Here is a 12,293-nt window from a genome sequence, read left to right as displayed (position 1 = left end):
TCGGTTTTCATAGGCTGTACTTTACGGTCGGTTTACTCAGTACGCACAACCCCTCATTCGACTTGTTTTCGTCGATTTACTCGGCTCATGGCATTCGACTGTCGACGCCGCCTCGGCCTACACGAAGCCCTGCTGCACCAGACAATTCCTGTGCGATCACATCGATGACACGCGGAACCGGCGCATCGAACGGAGCAGGGCCCGCACTCTCGTCGAGAGTGCGGGCCCTGCTCGGTGTAGAAGCTGAAAGCTACTTGGCCCAGACCGTGGTGCCCGGTGCCGCGTTCAGCGTGTTGATCAAGTCGATGCCGGCAACGACCAGGGTCGGGCCACCGGCGATGATCGTGCCCGCGATGCCGCCGACCGTTGCACCGAGCGGTACCGATGCCAAGCCAACGGGTCCGCCCAGGAAGCCGAGTCCACCGACCACAGCACCGATAGCGGTACCGGTGAAGCCACCGATCGCGGTCGCGATGCCGAGCTGCGACGAGAAGTTCTGCTGTGCCCTGAGGTTCTCCTCGGGCGAGGCGACGGTCGTTGCGCCGATGCTGCGCGAGTTGGCCGAGGCCTTCGTGAAGTCGAGGTTCGGAACCAGACGCAGGGTCTTGCCGTTGTCATCGACGTTCTGCTCGTACGGGAAGTTGAGTCCGCCGAGGTTGAACGACAACGGGAGCGTCACGAGGGTGTTGTCGGCGGCGTCGAGGACGTCGACCGTCTTGCCGTCGTCGGCGACCTTGAAAACGCCTGCATCGATGGTGGTGACGATCGTGCGATCTTCGAGATCGACGGTGTAGTTGGTGTCACCGGGGGCTGCCTCATCGGCGGGCTGGGCGTACGCGGTTCCGCTGGCCAGGCCCATCGCGACTGCGACGAGGGCCGATGTGACGACCAGTTTGCTGAGTTTCATGTGGAGTTGAGTTCCGTTTCTGTGCATTGGGTGTTTGGCAGTACCGCTAGGCAACCGTCAAACGCAAAGTCACCCCGATGACGCGTCTGAGACTTGTGGTGCGCTTCGGAATTGTAGCGTACAAATCGGACCGGTCGTTGTCCTTTTGAAACCGCCCCGACCTCCACCACTTATCCACTGTCACAGTCGGATTCGCCGCCATCGCAGTATCGGCATACGCCGACTCCATCGAAGTCGCTGCAATCTGTCACAGCCCCCGACAATGGAGCGCAACCAGTACTCGACGTCGGTTTCCGTCGGACATCGATGCGACGACACCCCGCCGAGTAAGGGCCAAGTAAGGACTGCCTTCTAGACAGCACCTCGACGGCCTACGCATACGGTGATCTGTGAGACAACCTACTGACGAGTTCAGCCCACCCGTCGGACGGCCTCATTTCAGCACCCACCAGCACCGCTTCACCCGGCGATGCTAAGTTACCCGTCAGTACAGCAGAATTACTACTGACGAGTAACATAGACCGGAATCCAGCTCGACGGGCTGAACCCGCGGTAGCCCTCCAGCTGCCACCTTTAGCGAAAGGCCGCGACATGAACGCCCTGACGATCACGTTGGGCACAGTCGGTGCTCTGCTCAGCCTCGTGTGTTGGTACGTCTTCATTCGCGGGGGTCTGCGGATGTTCAACATCGTGCGACTCGGCCAGCCGGCACCCGACCGCTGGCGACCGATAGTCCCTCGCTTCAAGCAGATGGTCGTCGAGTTCCTCGCTCACACCAAGATGGTCAAGTTCCGCACCGTCGGCTGGGCGCACTGGCTGGTCATGATCGGTTTCATGCTCGGTGCCATCGTCTGGTTCGAGGCCTACGGCCAGACGTTCAACCCCGAGTTCCACTGGCCCATCGTCGGTGACACCGCGGCCTACCACCTCATCGACGAGCTGCTCGGGCTGGGCACCGTCATCGGTATCACCACGCTGATCATCATTCGCCAGCTCAACCACCCGCGTAAGCCCGAGCGCCAGTCGCGCTTCGCCGGCTCCGGGTTCAAGGCCGCCTACTTCGTCGAGGCCGTCGTGCTCATCGAGGGTCTGGGCATGGTGTTCGTCAAGGCGGGCAAGATCGCCACCTACGGACACGCGAACCCGTACACCGACTTCTTCACGATGCGCCTGGCCGAACTGCTGCCGGCCAACTCGAACATGGTCTCGGTGTTCGCGTTCATCAAGCTGATGTCCGGCATGATCTGGCTCTACATCGTCGGCTCGCGCATCAACTGGGGCATCGCGTGGCACCGCTTCACCGCGTTCCCCAACATCTACTTCAAGCGCATGGACGACGGCACCGTCGCACTCGGACCGGCCAAGCCGATGATGTCCGGCGGCAAGGTCCTCGAGATGGAAGAGGCCGACCCCGACGTCGACGCGTTCGGCGCAGGCAAGATCGAGGACTTCAGCTGGAAGGGCTGGCTCGACTTCACCACGTGCACCGAGTGCGGCCGCTGCCAGTCGCAGTGCCCCGCCTGGAACACCGGCAAGCCCCTCTCCCCCAAGCTGCTGATCATGTCGCTGCGCGACCACAGCCACGCCAAGGCCCCGTACCTGCTGGCCGGCGGCAAGAAGGACATGGCGGGCGACGAGGTCGGACTCGTCGACGCCGAGGGCAACGTCGACCAGAAGGCGCTCGACGCCATCCCGCAGAACGCCCGTGACGAAGCCGATCGCAAGCTCGTCGCCGACGCCATCGAGGGCGGCATCATCGATCCCGAGGTGCTGTGGAGCTGCACCACCTGCGGTGCGTGCGTCGAGCAGTGCCCGGTGGACATCGAGCACGTCGACCACATCATCGACATGCGCCGCTACCAGGTGCTCATCGAATCGGAGTTCCCGTCCGAGCTCGCAGGTCTGTTCAAGAACCTCGAGAACAAGGGCAACCCGTGGGGCCAGAACTCCAAGGACCGTCTCAACTGGATCAACGAGATGGACTTCGACATCCCGGTCTTCGGCCAGGACGCCGATTCGTTCCAGGACTACGAGTACCTCTTCTGGGTCGGCTGCGCCGGTGCCTACGAGGACCGCGCGAAGAAGACCACCAAGGCCGTCGCCGAGCTGCTCGCCACTGCAGGTGTGAAGTTCCTGGTGCTCGGTGCCGACGAGACCTGCACCGGTGACTCCGCTCGCCGCGCGGGCAACGAATTCCTGTTCCAGCAGCTCGCCATGCAGAACATCGAAACGCTGAACAACGTCTTCGAGGGTGTCGAGCAGAACAAGCGCAAGATCGTCGTCACCTGCGCCCACTGCTTCAACGCACTGGGCAACGAGTACCCGCAGGTCGGCGGCGACTACGAGGTGGTCCACCACACGCAGCTGCTCAACCGACTGGTACGGCAGAAGAAGCTGATCCCGGTGGCCTCGGTCAGCCAGGACATCACCTACCACGACCCGTGCTACCTCGGCCGTCACAACAAGGTGTACGACGCCCCGCGTGAGCTCATGGCCGCGTCGGGCTCCAACCTCAAGGAGATGCCGCGTCACGGTGAGCGGTCCATGTGCTGTGGTGCCGGTGGCGCACGCATGTGGATGGAAGAGAATATCGGCAAGCGCATCAACATCGACCGGGTCGACGAGGCACTGGCGACCAACCCCAAGAAGATCGCCACGGGCTGCCCGTTCTGCCGCGTCATGCTCACCGACGGTGTCACCGCGCGTCAGGAAGGTGGCGCACACGAGGGCGTCGAGGTCGTCGATGTCGCGCAGCTGATGCTCGAGTCGATCACCCGCGTCGAGTCCTCGGTGCTCGCCGAGAACATCAAGGTCATCCCCCGCGAGCGCACTCCTCAGGAGGAGCTGGCAACGGAGAATGCCGCCGAGGTCGAAGAGGCCGAGCGCATCGCACCCGTCGAGGAACCGGCCGAGGCGAAGTCTGCTCCGGCAGCTCCGGCTCCGAAGGCCGGCGGCGGACTGAAGATGAAGGGTCTGGCCAAGGCTCCGGGAGCCAAGGCACCCGGTTCTGCCACCAAGGCCGAGGAATCCACGGAGGATGCCGCACCCGCGGCCAAGCCCAAGGGTCTCGGCATGGCCGGCGGCAAGGCACCCGGCGGCAAGGGCCTGCAGATGAAGGGCAAGGCACCCGGCGCGAAGGCGGCTGCACCTGCACCTGCACCTGCACCTGCCGAGACTCCCGCGGCGGCCGAAGCACCTGCTACCGCAGAGACCTCGGAGTCGACTCCGTCCGTCAAGCCCAAGGGTCTGGCTGTGAAGTCCGGATTCAAGAAGCCGGGTGCCAAGGCACCGGGTAAGCCCGCCGAAGCCACTACGGCGTCGGCCCCTGTCCCGGAAACACCTGAAGCACCTGCGGAATCAGCTTCTGCTGCAACCGAATCCAAGCCGACCGTCCAGCCCAAGGGCCTGGCCGTGAAGTCCGGATTCAAGAAGCCAGGCGCCAAGGCACCGGGTAAGCCTGCCGCCGAAGCGCCTGCCGCCGAGGCTCCCGAGGCTCCCGCTGCTGAGGCACCAGCGTCGGAGGCGCCCGCCACCGAGGCTGCGGCCGAATCCAAGCCGACCGTCCAGCCCAAGGGCCTGGCCGTGAAGTCCGGATTCAAGAAGCCGGGCGCACGCACGCCCGGTGCGGCCGCCGCGGCACCTGAGCCGAAGACTGCAGAGCCCGAGAAGGCCGAGCCGACTCAGGAAACCGAGGCCCCGAAGTCCGAGGCACCAGCAGCCGAGGCACCAGCGGCCGCGGCACCGGCTACCGAGGCACCGAAGGCGGAGGCGTCGGACGCTGCGGGTGAAGCCGACGATCGGACTCCCCCCAAGCCGAAGGCCGGTGGACTCGGATTCGCTCCGGGGGCAAAGGTTCCGGGTCGCCGGAAGTAACCTCACACCCTTTTCACCGACTGCGCGCCCTTGCTCACCTCAGAGCAGGGGCGCGCAGTCGTCAGTAGGGGTGTGAGGTTCCCCGGCCCACGGTTGTCCACAGGCGCACCGGTTATCCACAATCGGCCAGAGGGGGTTGTCGAAAGCGATTGCGGCCGAGAGCATTCCTTCATGACCCGCATCGTCTCGCGATCCGACGCACTCTCCCGCGGAAATTCCGACGCAGAATTGCAGCGCTACTGCCGAACGCGAGCGTGGCGTCGACTCCGTCCCGGACGGTTCGTCAGCAGAGACGAATTCGATGCACTGCCAAGGAAAGACAAGCATCGGGTCATCGCCGAGGCGGTGTTCGACGCGACCATCGCCCCCGATGCCGTGGTCAGCCATGTGAGCGCAGCAATATTCCACGGTCTCGACGTGTGGAATGCCGACCTGAGCCGAGTGCACACCCGCAATCGTGCCCGTGGCGGCGGTCGTAGCAGTGCCGTTCGAGCAGTGCACACTTCTCCGTACACCGACGAGTAAGTCGCGACCGTCGACGGCGTACGGGTCACAGGTCTGGCGCGCACCGTTGCCGATTGCGCTCGTTCACTTCCGTTCGAGACGGCCGTCTGTATCGCGGACTTCGCGGCGAGAAGCCGCGGACTCACCGCCGAAGATGTTCTCGCCGCACTGGATTCATGTCCGAACCATCCCGGCAATCGGATGGCGCGTCGGGTCGCGGAATTCATGGACGGTAGATCCGAGAGCATCGGGGAATCACGCGCCCGGGTGTTGCTGCATCAGCTGGGCTACAGCCCGCAACTACAGGTGCAGATAGTCGACGATCGCGGCTTCGTCGGGCGCGTGGATTTCGATCTGCCCGACCTCGAGACCGTTGTCGAATTCGACGGCAAAGTGAAGTACGGGCGCTATGTGCCCGAGGGCAAGTCTGCGGCCGACGTGATGTGGGAAGAGAAGCGTCGCGAGGATCGCATTCGCGCAACCGGCCGCCAAGTGGTGCGCATCGCCTGGTCGGATCTCGATCACCCCGAGCTCGTCGATCGGATGCTCCGCGTCGCTGCCGACAGAGCGCGACGGCGCAACCGAGCGACCTTTCTGCCGAGCGCGCACCCCTCGTCGCGCCGGTATACGGGCGCGCACCCGGCACAAGCGGTGTGAGGTTGCCGAGGACCCCCTCGGAAGTGGCCGAATCGGACATCGTGAGTATGGTCGGACTCGAAGGCGTACCGACAAGTAGGGAGCAGGCATGACCGACGACGCGGACAAGCTCTTTCGCCGCTACGACGAGTGGTGGACGGCCCTGTCGCCGGACGATCGAGCGCACGTCGAGCAGTGTTGCGAATCCGGCCGCACCGACGAGCGCCTCTGTGCACTCATCCTCGAGAACGACGGCCCGTCGAAGGCAGCGTTCGAGGTGGGCAGCAGGTTGTCCGAGGGCAACAGCAAGTATTGCGCCATTCCCAGCGCGCTCCTCGAGTTTCTGGAAGCGAAGCGCGCGCACCCACCACTCAGCTAGCGGGACGCCACAACTTCAGCTCGGGAATTCCGGGCGGCGTGAAGCCCATGACCTGGCCGTAGAAGGACAGTTCGGATTCTCGCGCGTTCACCTGAGTTTCCAGTTTGCGGAATCCGTGCGACTCCCCTGCATAGGCCAGGTAGGCGTGCGGAATTCCCTTCTTCACCATGGCATCTCGGAACCGCTCGGCCTGTGACGGCGGCACGATCGGATCGTCGAGCCCCTGCAACAACAGCACCGGGCACGACAGTCCGTCGACGTTGTTGACCGGCGCACGGGTGCGGTACAGGTCGATGGCCTCGGGCAACGGTCCGATGAGTCCGTCGATGTAGCGCGACTCGAAGTCGTGGGTCTCGGCAACGAACAGCTCCAGCTCGGCGACACCGAAGTACGATGCGCCGCAAGCGAACACGTCGGAGGACGTCAGCGCGGCCAATACCGTCCACCCACCTGCGGAGCCGCCCTCGATGGCCAACCGGCGCGGGTCGGCGAGTCCGCTGTCGGCCAGACCCTGCACCGCGGCGATGGTGTCCTCGACGTCGACCACTCCCCACTGCCCGCGCAGCCGGTTGCGGTATTCGCGGCCGTATCCACTCGACCCGCCGTAGTTCACATCGACGACGCCGATACCGCGGCTGGTGAAGTAGGCGTACAACGGGTTCAGAGCGGGGGCAACGTGCGCGGTCGGGCCGCCGTGCACGAACGCGACGTACGGCGGGAGTTCGCCGTCCAACCCCTCGTACGACGGGTTGCGCGGCGCGTAGGCAATGGCGTGCACCTCACGGTTCGGCCCCTGGAACGTCACCTGACGTCCCTCGGGTAGGTATGCGCTGTCGGGTACCGACTCGAACCCCGAACGTACCGAGGTCAATTCGCCGGATTCCAGGTCCAGGGCGAACAACCCGGCTGCCACCCGAGCTCCGCCGCACTTGAGGAGCACCGTCGACCCGGAGCGCCCACCGAGCCCCACCGAGGTCACACCGTCGAGCGCAATGTCCTCCAGCGCCCCGGACGCCGGATCGAGCACCGCAAGCGTGTCGGTGCCGACGGTGCGCACGGTGAGCAGCTTCCCGTCGCCCAAAATCGAGTACCAGCCCGAGCCCAGCCGCCACAGCGGAGCCCCGAAGTCGGCGTCGAGCGTCAGCAGCGGAGTGACCGACCCGTCGAGCGTGACCGAATACAGGTTCCACCAACCACTTCGGTCACCGATCGCGTACAGCGATTCGTTGTCGATCCATTCCGGCTGCATCACCGATTCCTCGGTCGAGCCGAGCAGCACCGTCCATGCGCCGGGATCCGAGAGGGACGCGACACGTAATTCGGTTCCGTCCCAGGGCATCTGCGGGTGGTTCCAGGCGATCCAGGCGATGCGGGTGCCGTCGGGTGAGAGTCTCGGGAACGCAAGGAAGTCCGAGCCCGCCACCAGCGAACGCACCCCGCCGCCGCCGAGATCGATGGCCACGATGTCTCGTGACACCGCACCCGCGTCGTGCATCTCGCGAACTGCGATCACGTCGGTGCCGACCACCGAGAGATCGCCGTACCGGATTGCCGACGCCACAGCCGGTTTCGGAGTCAGTGGTACGGGTGCCCCGCCGGGGGTGAGTCGGTAGACGCGTTGATCGGAGAACTCGGCGAACACCAGGTCGCCGTCTGCCGTCGCGGTCCAGGCTCCCCCGCCGTATTCGTGGACGCGGGATCGGGCGTTGAACGGTGCGGGCAGAACGGGCTGCACTTCTCCGTCGACATAGCGGCAGATGGCCGTCCGGCCCTGTTCGGCGGGCCGCAGTTCCGACCACCAGATCTCGCTGCCGACGAAGCACCCGCCCTCGACGGGGTGGCCCGCCGACGACAGATCTGCCGCGGAGATGGGCGAGGGCCAGGATCCGAACGCGAGGGCAGTCACGCCGTCCACCCTAGTGAACTGACGTGCACGTAACGCGTTGTTCACCGGCCCTTCAACCGTGACCCGGACAATAGGAGTCAAGTAGCACTAGGGGGAACACCATGCGCCGGACCACTACCCATTCGGTGGACCACGAGATTCTGACATTCGGCCGAACCTGGCGTGGGTACGGCGGTGGCAGCGACGAGGACATCTACGTGGCATTCGGCGTCGACGCGCGTACCTACTTCCAACGATTGCGTCGAATCCTCGATTCGCCCGTCGCCGAGGAGCTGACGCCGGACGAGCGAGCCGCGATTGCCGACATCTGCCGGTTGCGACTCGCCTGAACCACCGCTACACCGGCGTCAACAGCTCCGGGCTGTTGTTCTTCACACTGTTCACCGCGGTGCTCACCTCGTAGGGCTCGAGCCGTGGCTCGGGAATCGCGGCCAACAGGTCTCGAACTTCACCGAGGTCCGTCACCGCAGGGTCGAGCCAACTCGCCCGCAGATCCGGCGGCAGCACGACGGGCGAGCGATCGTGAATGTGTCCGAGCGCATCGGCGGCAGGCGAGGTCAGCACGGTGACCGACCAGACCCAGCGCGACTCGTCGTCCTCGGCCTTGGTGGGGTCTCGCCACAACTCGTACAGCCCGGCCATCGCGAGCACGCCGTCCTGGTGCAAGAAGTACGGCACCTTCGCTCCGTCGCGCTTCTCCCACTCGTAGTAGCCGTCGGCAGGGACGATGCATCGCCGACGGCTTGCCGCCTTCTTGAACGACGGCTTCTCGGTGATGGTCTCGGACCTGGCGTTGATCAGCCGGGAACCGATTTTCGCGTCCTTTGCCCACGACGGGATCAGGCCCCAGCGCACCGACCGCAGTTGCCGCACGGCGTCGGCCTCGGGTTCGTCCTTCGGCGGCCGTTCGAGCACCGTCCGCACCGTCTGTGTGGGGGCCACGTTGTAGGACGGCGGCACCTCCGCACCGACGGTCTCGGCGATGTCGAACACCGCCTGCAGGTCGCTGTCACTCCGGGTACTGGCATACCGTCCGCACATGGAACGAGATTGTTCCACCCGGCACCGACAACCCGCGCAAAACAACCCCGCCCGAAACAACCTTGTGGAAACCGATACTGCCCACCTGGCACGATGTGACGGGTGACCACTCCGCAGATCCACTCCCAGCCGCGTTACCGCACGTTGCAGCAGTCGACCAAGCTGCAGAACGTGCTGTACGAGATCCGCGGACCGGTACACGCCCACGCCGCCCGCCTCGAGGCCGAGGGGCACCGCATTCTCAAACTCAACATCGGCAATCCGGCACCGTTCGGCTTCGAAGCTCCCGACGTGATCGTGCGGGACATGATCGCGGCGCTGCCGGTGGCCCAGGGGTACTCGGAGTCCAAGGGCATCCTGTCGGCCCGCCGGGCCATCGTGACGCGCTACGAACTCGAACCGGGCTTCCCCGAGCTCGACGTCGACGACATCTACCTCGGCAACGGGGTGTCCGAGCTCATCACGATGACGATGCAGGCGTTGCTCGACGACGGTGACGAAGTGCTGATCCCGGCACCGGACTACCCGCTGTGGACGGCGATGACGACGCTGTCCGGCGGCAAGGCCGTGCACTACATGTGCGACGAGGAGAACGGGTGGAATCCCGACCTGGCCGACATCGAGTCCAAGATCACCCCGAAGACCGTCGCACTGCTGGTGATCAATCCCAACAACCCGACGGGCGCGGTGTACTCGAAGGAGGTGCTGCAGGGCATCGTCGACCTGGCGCGCAAGCATCAGCTGCTGTTGCTCGCCGACGAGATCTACGACCGGATCCTCTACGACGACGCAGAGCACACCTCGCTGGCGAGCCTGGCCCCCGACTTGCTGTGCCTGACGTACAACGGACTGTCCAAGGCCTACCGGGTGGCCGGTTACCGCGCCGGATGGCTCGCGATCACCGGACCGAAGGCGCACGCCGCAGGTTTCATCGAGGGCATCGACCTTCTCGCGTCGACGCGACTGTGCCCCAATGTGCCTGCGCAACATGCCATTCAGGTCGCACTGGGCGGATATCAGAGTATCGAGGATCTGATCCTGCCGGGCGGCCGTCTGCTCGAGCAGCGCGACGTCGCGTGGGAGAAGCTCAACGCGATTCACGGCGTCTCGTGCGTCAAGCCGCGGGGTGCGCTGTACGCGTTCCCGCGACTCGATCCCGAAGTGCACGAGATCTACGACGACGAGAAGCTCGTCCAGGATCTGCTGCTGCAGGAGAAGATCCTGGTGGTTCAGGGCACCGGATTCAACTGGCCCGGCCACGATCACGTGCGCATCGTGACGTTGCCGTGGGCACGAGATCTGGCCGTGGCGATCGAGAGGTTCGGCAACTTCCTCGCGTCGTACAAGCAGTGAGACGCGAAGTTACCGAAAAGTAGTTGAAAGTGATGCACAAAACATCGGGGCGATCACGCCTGAACGACGAATGATCTGTACATTGGCGGACGGCACTTCGGTGCCCGCGAGCCCTGGTCGTACCCCTCCCCCCCGGGTCGGTCAGGTGGTGGCGGGGGACGCCCCCCCTGCTCCCCGCCACCGAGCTCCTCGCATCGGCCACTAGCCTGGCATCGTGGAATCACACGGCAATCCTTCCGAAGGCAGTAAGCCGAGCCTCGGATCTCATGTGGGTCACGGTCACGGGCACGGCCACAGTGACGCACCGGTGCCGTTGGGACCGGTGGCGGCCAAGGTCGTCGTCGGACTGCTGGTCGCCATAGCCATCGCCGTGATCGGCGGCGCCATCGCTCTGTGGCCGAGCCAGCAGAGCATCGATATCCCGCTGCCGTTCCAGACCTCCGGCGGAGGTGCGGTGTCCACCGAGGCCGGCACCATCACCTCGCAGAGCATCGGACCCTGCGGAAGTCCCGACGCAGGCCGAGCGTTCACCGGCGACCCCACGCCTGCGGTCAACGACTCGTACGAATGTCAGCGCAGCATCGTCGACATCACCACCGGTGAGGACGCAGGCAAGCGAACGGTACTCGAGATCGCGCCGGGGCCCGGCCAACCGACTCTGAGCGCCGGTGAGGACATCCGGCTGGTCGTGCAGACCGACCCCGCCGGTGGAGTCCGCTACTCCTTCAACGACTACTCCCGCGGGCTGCCGCTGGCGCTGATCGTCGGTGTGTTCGCCGTGGTCATCTGCGTCGTCGCCCGCTGGCGGGGATTCCGCGCACTGGTGGGCCTGCTCATCGCGTTCGCCGTGCTGGTGGTGTTCATGCTGCCCGCTCTGCTCGACGGTGCACCCGCCATTCCGGTCGCCCTCGTCGCCGGAGCGATCATCCTCTACGCCGTGCTGTATCTGGCGCACGGGGTGAATCTGCGCACCAGCTCGGCGCTGCTGGGCACTCTCACCTCGATGGCGGTGGCGGCGGTGCTGTCCTACGTCGCCATTCGCATGACCCACCTGACCGGGTTGTCCGAGGAACAGAACACCGCCGTGCAGACGTATATCGGCAACGTCAGCGTCACCGGCCTGCTGTTGGCCGGCTTCATCATCGGCTCGCTCGGAGTACTCAACGACGTGACGATCACGCAGGCGTCGGCCGCCTTCGAGCTCGCCTCGGTGGACGAGACGGCATCGCGCCGCGAGATCTTCACCGCCACGATGCGGGTGGGGCGTGACCACATCGCCAGCACGGTCTACACGCTCGTGCTCGCCTACGCCGGTGGCGCGCTGCCGCTGCTGCTGCTCTTCAGCGTCGCCGACCGGTCCATCCAGGACGTGCTCACCGGCGATTCGGTGGCCATCGAGATCGTCCGCTCGGCGGTGGGCGGTGTGGCGTTGGCGTTGTCGGTTCCACTGACCACGGCGATCGCCGTGCTGCTGGCGCGGCCGATCACCGTCGCAGGAACCTCGAACCGAGCAGAGCGCCGGGCCGCGGTACCTACCCGCAAGACCCGGCGCTCCGGCCGCCACAGTGCGTAGAGCGGCTTCGCCGCATGTGAGCAGGAGTGGAGCCTGCGGAACGACCCATGTGAGCAGGAGTGGAGCCTGCGGAACGACCCATGTGAGCAGAAATTCGTAGTGGGCTACGAGTTTCTGTGCA

At 65.2% G+C, this 12,293-nt stretch carries 10 protein-coding genes; 7 read left to right on the top strand and 3 right to left on the bottom strand.

Features of this window, described 5'->3' with window-relative positions; translation table 11 throughout:
- Positions 1-250 precede the first annotated feature (250 nt).
- Complete coding sequence (locus CH251_RS11345) at positions 251-907, bottom strand: hypothetical protein (protein WP_094613292.1); 657 nt, start codon at positions 905-907, stop codon at positions 251-253.
- Between the two features lie 591 nt (positions 908-1,498).
- Here CH251_RS11345 and CH251_RS11340 point away from each other — a divergent pair.
- The 4 genes from CH251_RS11340 to CH251_RS11330 all read left to right on the top strand — a co-directional run bounded on the left by CH251_RS11340 (position 1,499) and on the right by CH251_RS11330 (position 6,299).
- Positions 1,499-4,780: a (Fe-S)-binding protein gene (locus tag CH251_RS11340; protein ID WP_094613291.1), complete on the top strand. Its 3,282-nt coding sequence runs from the start codon at positions 1,499-1,501 to the stop codon at positions 4,778-4,780.
- A gap of 171 nt (positions 4,781-4,951) precedes the next feature.
- Positions 4,952-5,305, top strand: a complete 354-nt coding sequence (locus tag CH251_RS27885; protein ID WP_256978974.1) for a hypothetical protein — start codon at positions 4,952-4,954, stop codon at positions 5,303-5,305.
- Between the two features lie 204 nt (positions 5,306-5,509).
- A complete protein-coding gene (locus tag CH251_RS27880) occupies positions 5,510-5,941 on the top strand; it encodes a hypothetical protein (RefSeq protein WP_256978973.1) in 432 nt (143 codons plus the stop codon).
- Between the two features lie 88 nt (positions 5,942-6,029).
- The gene (locus tag CH251_RS11330; protein ID WP_094613290.1) at positions 6,030-6,299 is read left to right on the top strand and encodes a hypothetical protein; all 270 of its coding nucleotides are present in this window, start codon (positions 6,030-6,032) and stop codon (positions 6,297-6,299) included.
- Here CH251_RS11330 and CH251_RS11325 read toward each other — a convergent pair.
- Complete coding sequence (locus CH251_RS11325) at positions 6,292-8,205, bottom strand: prolyl oligopeptidase family serine peptidase (RefSeq protein WP_094613357.1); 1,914 nt, start codon at positions 8,203-8,205, stop codon at positions 6,292-6,294. The two genes, CH251_RS11330 and CH251_RS11325, sit on opposite strands and share 8 nt — an antisense overlap.
- A gap of 101 nt (positions 8,206-8,306) precedes the next feature.
- On the opposite strand from CH251_RS11325, the gene CH251_RS11320 reads away from it, so the two are divergent.
- A complete protein-coding gene (locus CH251_RS11320) occupies positions 8,307-8,534 on the top strand; it encodes a DUF3263 domain-containing protein (RefSeq protein WP_032396086.1) in 228 nt (75 codons plus the stop codon).
- Between the two features lie 7 nt (positions 8,535-8,541).
- Here the strand turns inward: CH251_RS11320 and CH251_RS11315 are convergent, their stop codons facing one another.
- Positions 8,542-9,246 carry an SOS response-associated peptidase gene (locus tag CH251_RS11315; protein ID WP_094613289.1) on the bottom strand — a complete coding sequence of 235 codons (705 nt, stop codon included), beginning with the start codon at positions 9,244-9,246 and terminating at the stop codon, positions 8,542-8,544.
- A 102-nt stretch (positions 9,247-9,348) separates the two neighbouring features.
- Here CH251_RS11315 and CH251_RS11310 point away from each other — a divergent pair, with 102 nt between their 5' ends.
- Both CH251_RS11310 and CH251_RS11305 read left to right on the top strand, forming a co-directional pair.
- Positions 9,349-10,599 carry a pyridoxal phosphate-dependent aminotransferase gene (locus tag CH251_RS11310; protein WP_032396087.1) on the top strand — a complete coding sequence of 417 codons (1,251 nt, stop codon included), beginning with the start codon at positions 9,349-9,351 and terminating at the stop codon, positions 10,597-10,599.
- A 214-nt stretch (positions 10,600-10,813) separates the two neighbouring features.
- Complete coding sequence (locus tag CH251_RS11305; protein WP_094613288.1) at positions 10,814-12,172, top strand: YibE/F family protein; 1,359 nt, start codon at positions 10,814-10,816, stop codon at positions 12,170-12,172.
- The last annotated feature ends 121 nt before the right edge of the window (positions 12,173-12,293 follow it).

Source organism: Rhodococcus sp. 06-462-5, assembly GCF_002258315.1.
In the GTDB taxonomy this organism is placed as follows: Bacteria; Actinomycetota; Actinomycetes; order Mycobacteriales; family Mycobacteriaceae; genus Rhodococcoides.
The sequence above is the reverse complement of the archived record's forward strand: the minus strand, read 5'-3'. Positions and strand labels throughout refer to the sequence as shown.

Excerpts from the sequence above, each read along its gene's own strand:
- CH251_RS11345 (WP_094613292.1), bottom strand. The coding sequence starts at position 907 with ATGAAACTCAGCAAACTGGTCGTCACATCGGCCCTCGTCGCAGTCGCG.
- CH251_RS11340 (WP_094613291.1), top strand. The coding sequence starts at position 1,499 with ATGAACGCCCTGACGATCACGTTGGGCACAGTCGGTGCTCTGCTCAGC.
- CH251_RS27885 (WP_256978974.1), top strand. The coding sequence starts at position 4,952 with ATGACCCGCATCGTCTCGCGATCCGACGCACTCTCCCGCGGAAATTCC.
- CH251_RS27880 (WP_256978973.1), top strand. The coding sequence starts at position 5,510 with ATGGACGGTAGATCCGAGAGCATCGGGGAATCACGCGCCCGGGTGTTG.
- CH251_RS11330 (WP_094613290.1), top strand. The coding sequence starts at position 6,030 with ATGACCGACGACGCGGACAAGCTCTTTCGCCGCTACGACGAGTGGTGG.
- CH251_RS11320 (WP_032396086.1), top strand. The coding sequence starts at position 8,307 with ATGCGCCGGACCACTACCCATTCGGTGGACCACGAGATTCTGACATTC.
- CH251_RS11315 (WP_094613289.1), bottom strand. The coding sequence starts at position 9,246 with ATGTGCGGACGGTATGCCAGTACCCGGAGTGACAGCGACCTGCAGGCG.